Genomic DNA, 16,750 nt, shown 5'->3' on the forward strand with positions numbered 1-16,750 from the left:
TGGCTGTACCTCAGCCCTCGAGCTCCTCGCGCAGCATCTCGAGCTCCAGCCATTCCTCTTCCATGCGAGCGAGGTCGGCACGCAGCTTTTCCAGCTCCTGCGCCAGTTTCGCAAAAGCATTTGGATCTTTTGTGAAGAGGTTGGGATCCGCCATCTTTTCTTCGCGCTTGGCAGCCTCGGCTTCCGCCTTGGCGATCTCCTTCGGCAGGTTTTCGAGCGCGAACTTCTGCTTGTAGGAAAGCTTGCCTTTGGCAGCCTTCGGCGCTTCGGCGGCAGGTGCGGCGGCATCGGCCTTGGCCTTTTCCGCCTTCTCGGCCTTGCGCTTCTCCTCGATCGCGCCCTTGCGCTGCGCCATCATGTCGGAATAGCCGCCGGCATACTCGATCCAGCGGCCATCCGGCGCCTCCGGATTGGCCGGCGCGATCGTCGAGGTGACGGTGCGGTCGAGGAAGTCACGATCGTGGCTGACGAGGATGACGGTTCCGGCAAAGCCGGCGACGATCTCCTGCAGCAGGTCGAGCGTCTCGATGTCGAGATCGTTGGTCGGTTCGTCGAGAATGAGGAGGTTCGTCGCCCGCGCCAGAATGCGCGCCAGCATCAGCCTTGCGCGCTCGCCGCCCGAAAGCTCACGGATCGGGGTGCGCGCCTGCTCCGGCTGGAACAGGAAGTCCTTCATGTAACCGGTAACATGGCGCTGCTCGCCATTGACCAGCAGGTTGTCGCCGCGCCCGTCCGTCAGGTAGTGCGCCAGCGTATCGTCGAGATTGAGGTCTTCGCGCTTCTGGTCGAGCGTCGCGATTTCCAGATTGGTGCCGAGCTTGACCGTGCCTGTGTCCGGCTCGATCTGTCCCGTCAGTATCTTCAGGAGCGTCGTCTTGCCGGCACCGTTCGGGCCGACGAGACCGATGCGGTCGCCGCGGTGCACGCGGATCGAGAACGGCGCGACGATTGTGCGCTCGCCATAGGCCTTGGTGATCTTCTCGGCCTCGATCACCAGCTTGCCGGATTCCTTGGCGTCGGCGGCAGTCGCCTGCACGGTGCCCTGCGGCCCCTTGTGGCCGCGATAGGTCGCCCGCATGGTCTGCAGCTCGCCGAGGCGGCGCATGTTGCGCTTGCGCCGCGCGGTCACGCCGTAACGCAGCCAATGTTCCTCGCGCTCGATCGCCTTGCCGAGCTTGTGCTGCTCCAGCTCCTCGGCTTCCAGCACCTCGTCGCGCCAGGCCTCGAAATGGGCAAATCCGCGATCAAGGCGACGGGACTGACCACGGTCGAGCCAGACGGTGGCGGTCGAGACCTTTTCCAGGAAGCGCCGGTCGTGCGAGATCAGCACCAGCGCCGAGCGGCTGCGGATCAGTTCGTCTTCCAGCCATTCGATCGTCGGCAGGTCGAGATGATTGGTCGGCTCGTCGAGCAAAAGGATGTCCGGCTCCGGCGCCATGACGCGGGCAAGCGCCGTCCGGCGCGCCTCACCGCCGGAAAGACGCTTTGGGTCTTCCTCGCCGGTCAGCCCCAGATGCTGCAGCAGATAGGCGACGCGATAGGGATCGTCGCTTGGGCCGAGGCCCGCCTCGGCATAGGCCTGCACCGTGTCGTAGCCGTCGAAATCCGGCGCCTGGTGCAGATAGCGGATGGTGGCCGAGGGATGGCGGAACACTTCGCCCGACTGCGCCTCGGCAAGGCCCGCGGCGATCTTCATCAGCGTCGATTTGCCCGAGCCGTTGCGGCCGACCAGGCAGATCTTGTCGCCCGGCTCCACTTGAAAATTGGCGCCGGCAAGCAGTGGCGTACCGCCAAAGGTGAGGAAGATATCGTCGAGTTTCAGAATGGGAGGCGCCAAGGCTCAGGCTCCGGAAAGATCATAGGGGCGGGCAAGCACGAGGGCGCGGCCGCTCTTGAGAGTGAAGCGAAGGGGACCCTCCGCAACGTTGGAAACGGTTCGGGACGAGCCGAACGGCAGGGTGAAATCGTCGAGCGGATAACGCGCATTGACGATCGAAAGGTCGGTAAGCTCGGTCAGACCCAGCACCGAGAAGAGGCAGCCCTTGGGCAGGTCGACTTCGAGCGAGCCGGCCAGCAGCGGATAGGCCTCTTCCTCGCCCGACGTCATCAACACCGAAAGCCCGCGCTCGGCAAGGGCGACGGCATGAAGCAGATGCATGAACGCATGATCACTGCGGGTGCCGCCGAGCGCGCCGGCGAAGATCAGGCGATCGGCCCCACGCGACAGCGCCGCCTCGACCGCGATCTCGCCGTCCGTCGCGGCCTTTGCCGCCGGATAGGGCTCGCGCGGGACCGAGGCGTAGTCCGCAAGAAGGGCTTCCTCGGTCGAGTCGAAATCACCGACCCAGACATCGGGCACGATGCCGAGCAGCCGCGCATGGCGCATGCCGCCATCAGCCGCGATGAAGCGACTTGCGACCAGCTGGTGAGCCAGCCGGTCGGTCAGCGAAAGGGCGCCGCCAAGCAGAATGGTGAAGGTCGATCGAGCCATGGCAAAGCCCATAGCGCAAAGGACCGCCGAAGGAAAACGAAGAAAACCGTCGGGCGACCGGTTCTCGGTATTTTGGTCAACTCGTCAATGCCCCTCGGGCACCGGATCGCGGAACAGCATGCCGGCATAAATGCCGGGGGTCGAATCCGGGATCTCGACGGCGCCGGCCACCCGCTCGTAGAACTTCGCCGGCCCGACACCGCCGATAATCGCGTAGCCGTAGCCGGCCTCGCGCATGGCCATCAGGCTTGCAAGCAGCAGCGCCTCGCCGATCCCCTGCCCGCGCATGCCTTCGTCGACACCGGTCGGACCGAAGAAGCCGAGCGCCGTCACGTCGTGGCAGGAAAAGCCGACGATCTTTTCGTCCTGGACTGCGACATGCATGCGTGTCGGGGTCGAGGAAAAGGCGGCTTCCGCCTCGCCCGCCCATCCGGCGCCAAAGGTCTTTTCGATCCAGGACACGACCAGGCGGCGCTCCGGCGCAATGGCGCGGCGAATGCTGACGCCAGGACCAAGCTTCGACTGAGGCTCAGCCGGCAGGGCATAAAGTCGAACGAGCATATCAGGCATGACATTTCCTCCTCGCTGCCGTTGTGTAGCGCAGTTGGCGGCTTAGGCAAACACGCGCCGTTGTGCCGGCCAGGCGCTCTTGCTTCCCCGCAAACATCGCTTGCCTTGGGGCCTTGGCAGCGGTAAATCTCTTGCCGCTCTAACGGGGTGCCTCCCGACCGCACAGCGGCCGGAGGCTGAGAGGCGTCAAAACGCCAACCCGCGGAACCTGATCCGGCTCATACCGGCGGAGGGATTAGACGCGATCGGATCGATACGCCCTTTTCCCATGCAACAACGAACTTTGGGAGAGAGGTCCTCGCCATGTCCAATTCATCGCAACTCAAACTCTTTAGCCGGCTAGCCCTTGCGGCCGCCGCAAGCCTCGTATTTTCCGGCGTCGCGGCCGCCGCCGACAAGACGCTGACGGTCTATACCTATGAGAGCTTCATCACCGAATGGGGACCGGGCGCCAAGGTTGCGGAAGCCTTCGAGAAGACCTGCGAGTGCAAGGTCAACTATGTCGGCGTTGCCGACGGCGTCGAGCTGCTCACCCGCCTGAAGCTCGAAGGCGAGGCCTCCAAGGCCGACATCGTGCTCGGCCTCGACACCAATCTGGTTGCGGAAGCCAAGGCAACGGGCTTCTTCGCGCCGCACGGCATCGAGGCAACCGGCGTCACCGTACCCGGCAACTTCTCCGACGACACCTTCCTGCCCTATGACTACGGTCACTTCGCCGTCGTCTATGACACCGAGACGCTGAAGACGCCGCCGAAGAGCCTGAAGGAACTGGTCGAAGGCGACCCGTCGCAAAAGATCGTCATCGAGGATCCGCGCACGTCGACGCCGGGCCTCGGTCTGCTCCTCTGGGTCAAGGCCGTCTATGGCGACGAGGCGGGTGCCGCCTGGGCGAAGCTGAAGGACCGCGTCCTGACCGTTACCCCCGGCTGGTCGGAAGCCTATGGCCTCTTCACCAAGGGCGAGGCGCCGATGGTGCTGTCCTATACCACGTCGCCGGCCTACCACATGGTCGCGGAAAACACCGAGCGCTATCAGGCGGCCGCCTTCTCCGAAGGCCACTACATCCAGATCGAAGTCGCCGGCATGACCAAGAACGCCAAGGAGCCGGAACTGGCAAAGCAGTTCCTCGCCTTCATGACCGGTCCGGAGTTCCAGTCGATCATCCCGACGACCAACTGGATGATGCCGGTCGCAGCGACCAAGGAGCCGCTGCCGGACGCCTTCAACAAGCTGGTCAAGCCGGAAAACACGTTCCTCCTGCCTTCGGAGGAGGTCGCCAAGAACCGCAAGGCCTGGATCGACGAATGGCTCGCCGCCATGAGCAAGAACTGAGGCCGGATTGTTCGCACTGCGCGAAAATCGCATGACAGTGGTCGCCGGGGCAGCCTGCCTCGGCGCCTTCGTGCTTTTCGTCGGCCTGGCGATCGTCGCCTTGCTGAGCCAGACGGGCGGCGCGAGCGATGACGCGCTCTTCGACGCCTATATCTGGCGCGTCACCCGCTTCACCCTGCTGCAGGCGACACTCTCGACGCTGCTGTCGGTGCTCTTTGCCATCCCCGTCGCCCGGGCGCTGGCGCGGCGGCCGCAATTTCCCGGCCGCATCTGGCTCTTGCGCCTGATGGCGCTGCCGCTCGGCCTGCCCGTTCTCGTCGGCGCACTCGGCTTGATCGAGATCTGGGGGCGCCAAGGCTTCCTCAATTCCGGCCTGCGCTGGCTCGGCCTCGCGCAGCCCGTCAGCATCTACGGCCTGTTCGGCATCCTGCTCGCCCATGTCTTCTTCAACATGCCGCTTGCGGCGCGCCTGTTCCTGGCCGGGCTCGAGCGCATCCCCGCCGAATACTGGCGCAGCGCCGCCAATCTCGGCATGCCGTCGCGCGCACTCTTCCGTTTCATCGAATGGCCGGTCCTGCGCGGCCTCCTTCCAGGTGCCGCCGGCCTTGTCTTCATGCTCTGTGCCACCAGCTTCACCCTCGTGTTGACGCTCGGCGGCGGGCCTGCGGCCAGCACAATCGAAGTGGCAATCTACCAGGCGCTGCGCTTCGATTTCGATCCGCCTCGCGCCATCGCGCTATCGGCCCTGCAGATCACCATGACCGGCCTGCTGCTGTTCCTGCTTCGTTATCTGGCGATCGAGCCGGAAGAGGGCATGACCGGTGGCCGCACCGTGCGCCGCTTCGATGGCGCATCCAGGATCGCGCGCCTGAGTGATGCCGCCTGGATCGCCCTTGCCTTTCTGTTTCTCGGCGCACCGCTGGTCGCCGTCCTCATCTCCGGCCTCGAAGCCGATCTGCTGAAACTCGCGCGCGACCCGGCGGTGCACCGGGCGCTACTGACCAGCGCGGCAATCGCGCTCGCGTCGGCCCTCGCCTCCGTCACCATGGCGGCCGTGATGATCCGCGCAGCCGCGACCGTCACCGCGCCGCGTCACGCGACGTCGCTCGCCCGCGGCTTTGCCGGCGCCATCGGCGCCAGCACCTCGCTGATCCTGCTGGTGCCGCCCGTGGTGCTTGGCGCCGGCTGGTTCCTTCTGCTGCGCCCCTTCGGCGATGTCGCGCGCTTTGCGCCCGTTATCGTCGTGGCGATCAATGCGCTGATGGCGCTTCCCTTCGTCCACCGCATCCTCGCGCCGGCAATGGCGACCCACGCGGCGCGGTCGGAACGACTGACGGCAAGCCTTGGCATCCGTGGTTTTGATCGCCTGCGATGTATCGACTTTCCGGCGCTGCGCAAGCCGCTGCTGATGGCGCTTTCCTTCGCCATGGCGCTGTCGCTCGGCGATCTCGGCGCCGTCGCCCTCTTCGGCAGCCAGGACATGGTGACGCTGCCCTGGCTGCTCTATAGCCGCATGGGCAGCTACCGCACCGACGACGCCGCCGGTCTCGCCCTTTTCCTCGGGCTTCTGTGCCTGATCTTCACCATCCTCGGCACGGCGAATGACAGCCGGCCGGAAAGACGCAAAACATGACCCACCCCGTTCCCGCGATAGAGCTGCGCGATGTCGAGGTCCGTTTCGAAACGGCCGCGCTCACCTTCGATTGCGCGATTGCCACCGGTGGCATCGTCGCCGTCGCCGGTGCGTCGGGCTCCGGCAAGTCGACGCTGCTCCACCTTATTGCCGGGTTCGAGGACCCCGATCGCGGCGAGGTCCGCATTCTCGGCGAGAACGTGGCCGACCGGGCGCCGTCGGAACGGCCGGTCTCGATGATCTTCCAGGACAACAACCTTTTCGCCCATCTCGACGTCGCGACCAATATCGGCCTCGGCATCGACCCAGCGCTTCGATTGACCGCGACCGACCGCGACAAGATCGAAGACGCGCTCCGCCGCGTCGGGCTCGAAGGCTTCGGCAAAAGGCTGCCGCCGACGCTTTCCGGCGGCGAACGCCAGCGTGTCGCGCTTGCCCGGGCGCTTGTGCGAAAGCGCCCGCTGCTGCTGCTCGACGAGCCCTTCGCGGCGCTTGATCCCGGCATGCGCGCCGGCATGCGCACGCTCCTGCGGGAACTGCACGCGGAGGAAGGCAACACGATCCTGATGATCACACACCATCCCGAAGACGTGAAAGCCCTGGCCGACAGCGTGTTTTTTCTCGACCAGGGGCGTATCATCGCAAACGATACCCTCGACCGTTTCCTGGAGCGGCGGGATAATGCGGCGATCGACCGCTTTCTCGGCAATACTTGAAGGACGGATCGGATTCACCGCGCCCTTGGCCGGTTGCCACAATTTGACCGCGGCGCCATGCGACGCGCGAAATATCCGGCAAGGCGCGAATATTCCCGCATCCGTTGCCGTGATACCACGGGGCAACTATTTCTACCGAGACAAACTAGGCAGGTGGCGCTGAAATCAGATACAGCAAGACCAGGACTGAAAGGTCGCGGCAGAGCAACGCTGCCGGGCTGAAAAAGTAGGACTTTCAACGCTGTCGTTCCACGTTTCCGCAGGATGCGGGCGGAGCGACGGACGGAAACGGGCTGAGGCATGGAGAGGCATACAGTCACACACGACCGGATCCCGCCGACGGGCGGACGGCTGCGTGGACGCGCCGTGGTTGCATTGCTTGCGACCACGCTCCTTTCCGCATGCCAATCCGTGATCGAGCAGACCTATCAGCCGACGGTTTCGCCTTCCTCCAATCCGCAGATCGTGGAGGAAGTCCAGAAGAACGATCCGCGGGCACAGCTGGGCGCGCGCGAACATCCGCGCATCGTCGCAAGCTATGGCGGCGAGTACAAGGACGCCAAGACCGAGCGCCTGGTGGCGCGCATCACCGGCGCGCTGACGGCGGTCTCCGAGAATCCGCAACAGTCCTATCGCATCACCATCCTGAACTCGCCGGCCATCAACGCCTTCGCGTTGCCGGGCGGTTACCTCTACGTCACCCGCGGCCTGCTCGCGCTTGCCAACGACGCCTCCGAGGTGGCAGCCGTGCTGTCGCACGAGATGGCCCACGTCACCGCCAACCATGGCATCGAGAGGCAGCAGCGCGAGGAAGCGGAAGTGATCGCCAGCCGGGTGGTCTCCGAGGTGCTGTCCTCCGATATCGCCGGCAAGCAGGCACTCGCCCGCGGCAAGCTCCGGCTCGCGGCCTTCTCGCGCAACCAGGAACTCCAGGCCGACGTGATCGGCGTGCGCATGCTCGGCGAGGCCGGCTACGACCCCTATGCCGCCGCGCGCTTCCTCGACTCGATGGCCGCCTATAGCCGCTTCACGGCGGTCGATCCGGAATCCGACCAGAGCCTCGACTTCCTGTCGAGCCACCCGAACGCGCCCCAGCGCGTCGACCTCGCGCGCCGGCATGCCCGTGCCTTCGGTCCCGAAGGAACCAGCGGCGACCGCGGGCGCGACTACTATCTCGCCGGCATCGACGGCCTGCTCTATGGCGACAGCCCGCAGGAAGGCTATGTGCGCGGGCAGACCTTCCTGCACGGCCAACTCGGCATCCGCTTCGACGTGCCCGTCGGATTCCAGATCGACAACAAGGCCGAGGCGGTGCTGGCGACCGGCGCCGGCGACATCGCCGTGCGCTTCGACGGCGTCGCCGACACGGGCGGCCGAAGCCTGACCGACTATATCGCCAGTGGTTGGGTGACGGGCCTCAAGCCCGATACGATCCGGCAGATCAGCGTCAACGGCCTGGAAGCCGCAACCGCGCGGGCCTCCGCCGACCGTTGGGATTTCGACGTGACGGTCATTCGTATCGATACGCGCATCTACCGCTTCCTGACCGCCGTGCCCAAGGGGTCGAACGCGCTCGAGCCGACCGCAAACCAGTTGCGCACCTCGTTCCGCCGCATGACGGCCGCCGAGACGCAGTCGCTGAAGCCGCTGCGGATCCGGGTCGTGACCGTCCGGCCCGGCGATACGATCACCACGTTGTCGGCCCGCATGATGGGAACCGACCGCAAGCTCGACCTCTTCCGGGTGATCAATGCGATGCAGGTCAGCTCGACGATAAAGCCGGGCGACAAGGTGAAGATCGTTTCCGAGTAGCGTGAGGCAGTCGCGGTTGCAGCGCGTTGGTGCGCGGGTGATTGCCTGCCGTCTGTAAGGCAAGCGCGTCGCTGGGTGCCTCTACGATTGCCCCAAAAAGCCCAGCACCAATCGTCTCATTGCCAAGCGATCAACGGGCACCACTGCAGCCCGGCTCAGTGCCGGGTCGCCGAGCACAGCACTGGCGTGGCGGCGTCAGACGGTCAATGAATGCCTGCAGTCAGCGCCGGCGCTCTCGTCGCCAAGGCCGCCCGGAGCTTTTCCAGGGCCCGGGTTTCGATCTGCCGCACCCGTTCCTTGGAAATGCCGAGATCGATGCCGAGCTCTTCGAGCGTCGCCCCTTCTTCCGTCAGCCGCCGGGCGCGGATGATGCGCATCTCGCGCTCCGTCAGCGCTCCCAGCGCATCGCGCAGCCAGACGCGGGCCCGTTCGCCATCGATCATCTCGCTCACCTGCTCGTCGGGCAACGGCGCGTCACTGGCAAGGAAATCGAGCCGTTCACCGCCATCGGAATCGCTGCCGCCGACCGGCGCCTGCAGCGAAGTGTCGCTGCCGGAAAGCCGCGCATCCATCGTCTGCACGTCAGCGATGCTGACACCGAGGGCGGCGGCGATCTCCTCATGCATAGCCTGCGATGTAAGTTGCCTGTCACCCTGGGCAAGCCGGGCACGAAGGCGCCGAAGGTTGAAGAACAGGGCCTTCTGCGCAGAGCTGGTGCCACCACGGACGATCGACCAGTTGCGCAGGACATAGTCCTGCATCGACGCCCGGATCCACCAGGTGGCATAGGTTGAGAAGCGGACCTCACGGCTCGGCTCGAAACGGGCTGCCGCCTCCAGGAGACCGATATGGCCCTCCTGGACGAGGTCACCCATCGGCAGGCCGAAATTGCGGAACTTCGCGGCCATTGAGATCACCAGGCGCATATGCGACATGGCGATCTTGTTGCGGGCTTCCTGATCGTTGTCGTTTCGCCAGGCTTGCGCCAGCTTGTGCTCCTCGTCGCGCTCGAGATAGGGCGCCTCCATTGCGATCTTGATCATCCGCCGGTCTGCAGTGAGAGTCTTCATCGATCACTCCGTGACTGGCGCCGGGCGCCATTGCGTGTGAAGTCCAAAAGGCCGGACGGAGAAGATGTCCGGCAGCAGGGGCGTCTCGCGCCGCGATGTCGAAACTTGAAGAAACGACGCGGCGCCCTAACTTCCAAGTCACGAACCTGAACGGTGACGAAGCACAGAACCAAGATCGCCCGGCGCGCAAGCGGCGCGTTTCTGCCGGCTTTTATAAATGCGCGCAGGCGGCAAAAGTTCCACGCGATCAAAGAAAAAGCCCGGCGCGATGGCCGGGCTTTTTGGTAGTCTCAGTGCAGTTGGACGGCTTATGCAGCTTCGTCCTGGGCGTCGTCTTCATCGATCGCCTTGCCGCGCTTCGGACCCTTGCTGAGATTGGCCTCGACGAGGCGAACAGCTTCGGTTTCCGACATCTTGTTGACGGCAGCGATTTCGCGCGCCATGCGGTCGAGGGCAGCTTCATAGAGCTGGCGTTCGGAATAAGACTGTTCCGGCTGGTTTTCGGCGCGGTAGAGGTCGCGCACGACTTCCGCGATGGAAATCAGGTCGCCGGAATTGATCTTGGCATCGTATTCCTGCGCGCGGCGCGACCACATGGTGCGCTTCACGCGAGCCTTGCCCTGCACAACCTTCAACGCGCGGTCGACGAAATCGGTTTCGGAGAGCTTGCGCATGCCGATGCTGACGGCCTTGGCCACCGGCACTTTCAGGCGCATCTTGTCCTTCTCGAAATCGATGACAAAAAGCTCAAGCTTCATGCCGGCGACTTCCTGCTCTTCAATCGCCACGATCTGGCCAACACCGTGGGCCGGATAGACGATCGATTCACCGGTCTTGAAGCCCTGGCGTGTCGAAGATTTTTTCTGCTGGGTCGTCATTCGTTTCAAAAACTCCCTGTTTCGCGCCGGCCATTCTGGCCGGGGCCGGGTCAGTGAGGCCCGGGATAGACGGGGATACCGCCGGGTGGGTACATCCTGGTCCGTCCAAGGAATGCAAACAGCCTCATGAAATGCGGTCACAACAGAGCAACGCCATGTTGCGTACTAGGGAGAAACCGCGTTTTGGAGATCGTTTGCTTTCGTGATGGTTTTCGGGCGCGCAAAAACACCCTCTGTGGATCAGTAGAAGGAACCTATCACAAAAAAGTGCCGAAATCAATAATTTGCTGCATGGCAGCCATCAAGCCACCATTCTCGCAACTGCGAGCGCGGCTCGTGTTTTCCCCAGCTTTGCGCCCGGGAGCAGTTCTGCTTCGTCAGGCTCGGCGAACGGTGGCGACCGCTTCGTCTCAGTCGCCCTGGCCAGGCTCGGTCGAGAAGAACTTCTCGTACTTGCCTTCGACGCCGTCCATTTCCTTCGCTTCCGGCATCGGATCGCGCTTGACGGTGATGTTCGGCCACTTCGAAGCGAAATCCGCGTTCAGTTTCAGCCACATATCAAGACCCGGCTCGGTATCCGGTTTGATCGCCTCGGCAGGACATTCCGGTTCGCAAACGCCACAGTCGATGCACTCGTCAGGATGAATGACGAGGAAATTCTCACCCTCGTAGAAGCAATCCACGGGGCAGACTTCGACACAGTCGGTATACTTGCAGCGAATGCAATTGTCGGTCACGACATACGTCATGAGGTACTCCAGCCGATGCTCACGTTTGATGGCAGACGGCAATCAATGGTGATGCTCGTCGTCCGCGCATGCTAGGAATGTCCGGCGCGCATAGCTGCCGAAGCAAACCCGATGCACCCAACGTGGGTCTGTCAGGTAAAGGCTTTATGGACCCTTTGCAAGAATATTCAATGCGCGAAACGCCACGGGAAAGGCAGAGTTTTCTAAAGGCTGTCGCGCAAAAGCGCGTAGCGTTTTGCAGCTAGGGGCCGGTAGGGAACGAGACGCCCTTCAGTCGTCGCGGGGATCGAAATCGGGCTTCAGCCGGTCGGTTTCCCGCCGCTCCTTCTTCGTCGGCCGGCCTGCGCCACGTTCACGCGTGGCAAGCTCGTAGGCCGACAATTTCTCCTTCGGCTGCTCCGGCGTCAGATCGTCGTAGAGCAGACGCGCTTCCTCATAAGGACCGCGCCGCTCGCCCGGGCCAAGGACTCGGACGATCAGGCTGCGCCGGTCGAGCGCGAGTTCGAGCATATCGCCCGTCTTCAATTGAAACGAAGACTGCGTCACGCGCTCGTCGTTGACGGCGACGCGGCCATCCTCGATCGCCTTTTGCGCAAGCGATCGGGATTTGATCAGCCGCGTGAAAAACAGCCACTTGTCGAGACGCTGGCGCGAGGCCGGGTTGGACGCAGGCTGTTTTTCCATGGTCTACCTTACTTCTTCATCTGCTCCTTGAGAGCAGCAAGCTTGGCGAAGGGCGAATCCGGATCCACCGGCTTCTCGCGACGCGGCGGACGCGACTCGAACTTGCCCTGGCCCGGCTTGCCGCCGCGGTCGTGACGATCATGACGATCGCCGCGTTCCTGACGCGGCCCGCCTTCCGGCTTGCCACCGTCATGACGCTTGCCGCGCGCCTGCTGACCACCCTTGCGGCCGCCTTCACGTCCTTCGCCCTGGCCCTGGCCTTGACCACGCCCGTGGCGCTGACCGCCGCGACGCTGTTCACCCTCGTGGCGGCCACCGCCCTGGCGCTGGTTGTCCTGGCGGGTGCCGGGACGCCAGAGCAGAACGGGCTTGGCTTCGACCGGCTCACCGGTCTCCGTCACTTGGGTCTCCGTCGCCTGGGCCTCAGCAGGCTGGGCTTCGACGACAACGTCCGCTTCGGGCTTTTCGCCTTCTGCGGCAGGCGCCTCGACGACTGCAGTCTCGGCTTCAGCCGCACTGTCGCCGGCATCGGCATCATCGACGGCAGAAGCCGGCTCGGAAGCGGCGGCAGCACCGCCATCCTGGCCAGCGAGGAAGGCCTGAGCCTCCTCGGCCTTGACGCTGTCTGCACGGTAGCCGAGGCCCTTCAGAATCTCTTCCATGTCGTCGGGGGTCGCGCCGAGGATCGAGAGCATCGACGTCGTCGCGGTGAAGCGACGGCCGTCATAGGCGCCTTCCGGACGCGGCTGCGTGCCCGGCTTCCACTGCAGGAGCGGCCGGATGAGATCGGCGAGGCGCTCGAGGATATCGATGCGCACCGCGCGCTTTCCGAGGAAGCGGAAACCGGCCAGCTTGTAGAAGGTCCGCTCGAAGGACGGATCGGTAACAACAGACGTACGACCGGCAGCGAGCATCGGGATGAGGTCGCCATAGCCGGGCTTGTCGAGGCCGTCGTTCTTCAGCGCCCAGAGGAGCGTGATGAGTTCGGCCGGAGCCGGCTTCAGCAGCGCCGGCAGGAAGATGTGGTAGGCACCGAAGCGAACGCCGTACTTGCGGATCGACGCGCGGCCGTCCTGGTCGAGCGACTTGACGTCGTCTGCGACATCGCGGCGGAAGAGCACGCCGAGGTTTTCGACGAGCTGGAAAGCGAGGCCCTTGGCAAGACCTTCGAGATCCTCGGCGCGCGAGATATCGTCGAGCGGCTTCAACACCGTGCCGATGTGATGGTTCACGAAACGCTCAATGCGCGCCAGAACGTGCTCGCGGGCGTTCGCCTGCAGCTGATCGTCGGCCAGAAGGATGACGCGCGGGCGCATGACGTGGTCGCTTGCCGTCAGACGGGCGACGGGATCGCCGAGCCAGCGCACCAGACCATCCGACGAAAGCGCCAGGTCGTTGTTGCCGGAAGCATGCAGCCGCGCGGCGCGTGCTTCGAACTCGAGCGCCAGCGCCTTCTGGGCAGCACCCTGCACAGCCTTGGCATCCGGGCCATCGCCGCCGGTCGCCAGCGTAAACCGGAAACCGGTTAGTTGTCCTACGTGGTGTCCTTCGACGAAGACATCACCATTCACACTGATTTCAGCTTCCAGCATAGCATTCTCTCTCAGGCGCTTCATGAGCACAGATGTCCTGCGATCAACAAAGCGTTTCGTCAACCGTTCATGTAGTGCGTCGGATAATCGATCTTCAATTTCCCGCGTCTTTTCTTGCCAGTGTGTCGGATCGGCCAGCCATCCCGGCCGGTTCGACACATAAGTCCATGTCCTGATCTGCGCGATTCGCGCCGAAAGTGTGTCGATCTCACCGTCCGTATGATCGGCACGCCTGACCTGCTCGGCCATGAAATCTTCGTTTACGGTACCGCGGCGGACAAGATCCGCGTAGATCGTCGAGATCAAGTCGGCATGTTGAGCCGGTGTAATGCGCCGATAGTCCGGCAGCGCGCAGGCTTCCCACAGTTTTTCTACCCGCTCGGCATTGGTCGTGATGTCGACGACCTCGGGATACCGGGCCAAATGCTCGAACGCCTGCTGGTCTACCGCAGGTAGCGCCCGGGCAAGGCCGGGAACCGTCGGCGCGGCCTCAAGACTCTTCTTCAGAGCGGCGATCGAAGCGTAATCGAAAGCCTTCGAGCGCCACTGCAGCACCTTCACCGGATCGAACTCATGCGCCTCGATGCGATGGACGAGTTCGTTGTCGAAGGGATCGACACGGCCGGTCACACCGAAAGTACCGTCGCGCAAATGTCGGCCGGCGCGGCCGGCGATCTGCGCAAGCTCCGCCGGATTGAGATTGCGGAACTGATAGCCGTCGAACTTGCGGTCCTGCGCGAAGGCGACATGGTCGACGTCGAGATTGAGCCCCATGCCGATCGCGTCGGTCGCGACCAGGTATTCGACGTCGCCTTCCTGGTAGAGCGCCACCTGGGCATTGCGCGTGCGCGGCGACAGCGCGCCGAGCACGACGGCGGCACCACCGCGCTGTCGGCGGATCAGCTCGGCGATCGCATAGACCTCGTCGGCCGAGAAGGCGACGATTGCCGTGCGATGCGGCAGGCGGGTGATCTTCTTAGAACCGGCATAGAGCAGCTGCGACATGCGCGGCCGCTCGACCACGGTGATGCCGGGCAGCAATTGCTCGAGGATCGGCCGCATCGTCCCGGCACCGAGCAGCAGCGTCTCGCCGCGGCCGCGCAGGTGCAGGATCCGGTCGGTGAAGATGTGGCCGCGCTCGAGATCCCCGGCAAGCTGCACTTCATCGATTGCCACGAAGGAAGCCGTCGTCTCGCGCGGCATGGCCTCGACGGTGCAGACCGAATAGCGCGCCCGGTGCGGCGTGATCTTTTCCTCGCCGGTGATCAGCGCGACGTTGTGGTGGCCGACCCTTTCGACCAGGCGCGTATAGACCTCGCGCGCCAGGAGGCGCAGCGGCAGGCCGATGACGCCGCTGTCGTGCGCAATCATGCGCTCGATCGCGTAATGCGTCTTGCCGGTATTGGTGGGCCCGAGCACCGCGGTGACGCCGCGGCCGCTCAGGATCATGGGGTGAACGGACACGTCATCGATCCCGGGCATTCAGAAATTACGGCAGCGTCTTTTCACGCTGGCGGCAAACACATGCCCACGCACCGAGCCAAACGCAAGGGGCGCAGACAACTAAAACCATCGCTTGGCATCTCTCAGCCCATTGCACCACCTGTTGTGGTCGGCGCAATCGACAATTGGAACAGCCGTGGAACGAATCGGCGACGAATCGACGACTCATTGTGATTCACTGTATGTTCACGACTACATATAGATTTCAACACCGAACGTTGCACCACATGCTGAATCTGGCAATGATTCCGCCCATCAGGCGCTTTGGCGCACAATAATCCCTGCTCTCCCGTTGCCTGACACGTCCAAGGATTCCGAATCCAAGACTCTGGAAAGCCTGGAAAATTTTTCACGAAATTCGTCAGGGATTCACCCAAGCGAGAGAATGAGAATCGCAGTTCGGAGTCGCGACCAGTGCGGGAACATTCGGCAGCGACTCGCAGACCGCGCGTCATTCCACCTTTGTTCTCCACAAGATATAGTGTCTACGCCCCGCCCCGGCAACGGAACTGCCGGCGCAACTTCAGGATTTCGAGCAGGTTTCTCATGCGCCGCCACCACATGGAAACGGCGCCTCGAAAGGCGCCGTTCGCTGGCGTTCGGCTTGCCTGATGCTCAGACGAAAAACTGTCCGCCGTTCGCCGAAATCGTCGAGCCGGTGATGAAGCCGGCATCGTCGGAGGCAAGGAACACCACGCAGCGGGCGATTTCTTCCGGTTCGCCGAGGCGGCCGACCGGGATCTGCGGGATGATGCGCTCGTTGAGCACCTTCTCCGGCACCGCCAGCACCATCTCCGTGCCGATATAGCCGGGGCAGATCGCGTTCACGGTAATGCCCTTGGCCGCCCCTTCCTGGGCGAGCGCCTTGGTGAAGCCCAGATCGCCGGCCTTCGCCGCCGAATAGTTGGCCTGGCCCATCTGGCCCTTCTGGCCGTTGATCGACGAGATGTTGATGACGCGACCGAAGCCGCGGTCGCGCATGGCCGACCAGAGCGGATGCGTCATGTTGAAGAGACCGGTGAGGTTGGTGCCGATCACCTCGCCCCACTGTTCCGGCGTCATCTTGTGGAACATGGCGTCGCGGGTGATGCCCGCATTGTTGACCAGCACGTCCACCGGACCGAGGTCGGCCTCGACCTTGGCGATGCCTTCGGCGCAGGCCTGATAATTGGAGACGTCCCACTTGTAGACCGGGATGCCGGTTTCCTGCTTGAAGGCCTGGGCCTTCTCGTCATTGCCGGCATAGTTGGCAGCCACCCTGTAGCCGGCATTCTTGAGTGCGATGGAAATTGCCGCACCAATGCCGCGCGACCCACCCGTGACCAATGCTACCCTGCTCATATGCGCCTCCCACTTGATCAGTTCAGTTTTTCGAATGCCTTCTTCATCAGCTTTTCGCCGACCTGTTGCCCGTAGAGCCCGGCGGCCGCTTGAAACTGCGGCGTAGCCAGCGCGGACAGAGCCACCTCGCACTTTTCCAGCGCGAGACCCATCATCACCTCGGAGAGCTGCTCCAGCGACACCTTCAGCGCGCCGCTGTCATCGTTCAAGGCCGCGACCATCACGTCCTTGAAAACGCTCTCCTCGTCGGAAGTCGTGTGTTTCAGCATGCACTGTACCAGCCGCGCCTCGTCGAGAGGCGCGGGATTGGCATGTGCAGAAACGATCGGCGAACCGGCCAGAAGCAGGGAAAATGGAACCCACCTGGCGCTGTTCATGC

General features: G+C 63.7%; 14 protein-coding genes and 1 riboswitch. Of the genes, 4 read left to right on the forward strand and 10 right to left on the reverse strand.

Features of this window, described 5'->3' with window-relative positions; translation table 11 throughout:
* Window positions 1-10: 10 nt before the first annotated feature.
* From ACIQUG_RS30110 to ACIQUG_RS30120, 3 genes are all read right to left on the reverse strand, one after another.
* The gene (locus tag ACIQUG_RS30110; protein WP_402325905.1) at window positions 11-1,837 is read right to left on the reverse strand and encodes an ABC-F family ATP-binding cassette domain-containing protein; all 1,827 of its coding nucleotides are present in this window, start codon (window positions 1,835-1,837) and stop codon (window positions 11-13) included.
* A 3-nt stretch (window positions 1,838-1,840) separates the two neighbouring features.
* Window positions 1,841-2,491, reverse strand: coding sequence for a thiamine diphosphokinase (locus ACIQUG_RS30115; RefSeq protein WP_402325906.1), 651 nt, complete (start codon window positions 2,489-2,491; stop codon window positions 1,841-1,843).
* Between the two features lie 84 nt (window positions 2,492-2,575).
* Window positions 2,576-3,061 carry a GNAT family N-acetyltransferase gene (locus ACIQUG_RS30120; protein ID WP_402325907.1) on the reverse strand — a complete coding sequence of 162 codons (486 nt, stop codon included), beginning with the start codon at window positions 3,059-3,061 and terminating at the stop codon, window positions 2,576-2,578.
* Between the two features lie 133 nt (window positions 3,062-3,194).
* A riboswitch (TPP riboswitch) is annotated at window positions 3,195-3,313 on the forward strand.
* Window positions 3,314-3,364: 51 nt separating this feature from the next.
* Between ACIQUG_RS30120 and thiB the strand changes: the two genes are divergently transcribed.
* The 4 genes from thiB (at window position 3,365) to ACIQUG_RS30140 (ending at window position 8,554) form a co-directional block, all read left to right on the forward strand.
* The gene (gene thiB, locus ACIQUG_RS30125; RefSeq protein WP_402325910.1) at window positions 3,365-4,393 is read left to right on the forward strand and encodes a thiamine ABC transporter substrate binding subunit; all 1,029 of its coding nucleotides are present in this window, start codon (window positions 3,365-3,367) and stop codon (window positions 4,391-4,393) included.
* 7 nt (window positions 4,394-4,400) lie between these two features.
* Window positions 4,401-6,026 (forward strand): thiamine/thiamine pyrophosphate ABC transporter permease ThiP, encoded by a 1,626-nt coding sequence (thiP, locus tag ACIQUG_RS30130; RefSeq protein ID WP_402325911.1) that lies wholly within the window; start codon window positions 4,401-4,403, stop codon window positions 6,024-6,026.
* Window positions 6,023-6,742: a thiamine ABC transporter ATP-binding protein gene (gene thiQ, locus ACIQUG_RS30135; RefSeq protein ID WP_402325912.1), complete on the forward strand. Its 720-nt coding sequence runs from the start codon at window positions 6,023-6,025 to the stop codon at window positions 6,740-6,742. Before thiP ends, thiQ begins: the two co-directional genes overlap by 4 nt.
* Window positions 6,743-7,042: 300 nt before the next feature.
* The gene (locus ACIQUG_RS30140) at window positions 7,043-8,554 is read left to right on the forward strand and encodes a M48 family metalloprotease (RefSeq protein ID WP_402325913.1); all 1,512 of its coding nucleotides are present in this window, start codon (window positions 7,043-7,045) and stop codon (window positions 8,552-8,554) included.
* A gap of 203 nt (window positions 8,555-8,757) precedes the next feature.
* Here the strand turns inward: ACIQUG_RS30140 and ACIQUG_RS30145 are convergent, their stop codons facing one another.
* The 7 genes from ACIQUG_RS30145 to ACIQUG_RS30175 form a co-directional block, all read right to left on the reverse strand.
* Window positions 8,758-9,624, reverse strand: a complete 867-nt coding sequence (locus tag ACIQUG_RS30145; protein ID WP_043622257.1) for an RNA polymerase factor sigma-32 — start codon at window positions 9,622-9,624, stop codon at window positions 8,758-8,760.
* Window positions 9,625-9,932: 308 nt separating this feature from the next.
* Window positions 9,933-10,502 carry a CarD family transcriptional regulator gene (locus tag ACIQUG_RS30150; protein ID WP_034802893.1) on the reverse strand — a complete coding sequence of 190 codons (570 nt, stop codon included), beginning with the start codon at window positions 10,500-10,502 and terminating at the stop codon, window positions 9,933-9,935.
* Between the two features lie 410 nt (window positions 10,503-10,912).
* Window positions 10,913-11,251, reverse strand: a complete 339-nt coding sequence (fdxA, locus tag ACIQUG_RS30155; RefSeq protein ID WP_034802896.1) for a ferredoxin FdxA — start codon at window positions 11,249-11,251, stop codon at window positions 10,913-10,915.
* Window positions 11,252-11,521: 270 nt separating this feature from the next.
* Window positions 11,522-11,935 carry an RNA-binding S4 domain-containing protein gene (locus ACIQUG_RS30160; RefSeq protein WP_402325914.1) on the reverse strand — a complete coding sequence of 138 codons (414 nt, stop codon included), beginning with the start codon at window positions 11,933-11,935 and terminating at the stop codon, window positions 11,522-11,524.
* A gap of 8 nt (window positions 11,936-11,943) precedes the next feature.
* A complete protein-coding gene (locus ACIQUG_RS30165; RefSeq protein WP_402326065.1) occupies window positions 11,944-14,976 on the reverse strand; it encodes a helicase-related protein in 3,033 nt (1,010 codons plus the stop codon).
* A gap of 669 nt (window positions 14,977-15,645) precedes the next feature.
* A complete protein-coding gene (locus tag ACIQUG_RS30170; protein ID WP_192451064.1) occupies window positions 15,646-16,371 on the reverse strand; it encodes a beta-ketoacyl-ACP reductase in 726 nt (241 codons plus the stop codon).
* A gap of 17 nt (window positions 16,372-16,388) precedes the next feature.
* Complete coding sequence (locus ACIQUG_RS30175; protein ID WP_402325915.1) at window positions 16,389-16,748, reverse strand: hypothetical protein; 360 nt, start codon at window positions 16,746-16,748, stop codon at window positions 16,389-16,391.
* Window positions 16,749-16,750: the final 2 nt, after the last annotated feature.

Origin of the sequence: Ensifer sp. NPDC090286 (assembly GCF_044769565.1) — a bacterium.
Lineage (GTDB): Bacteria > Pseudomonadota > Alphaproteobacteria > Rhizobiales > Rhizobiaceae > Ensifer.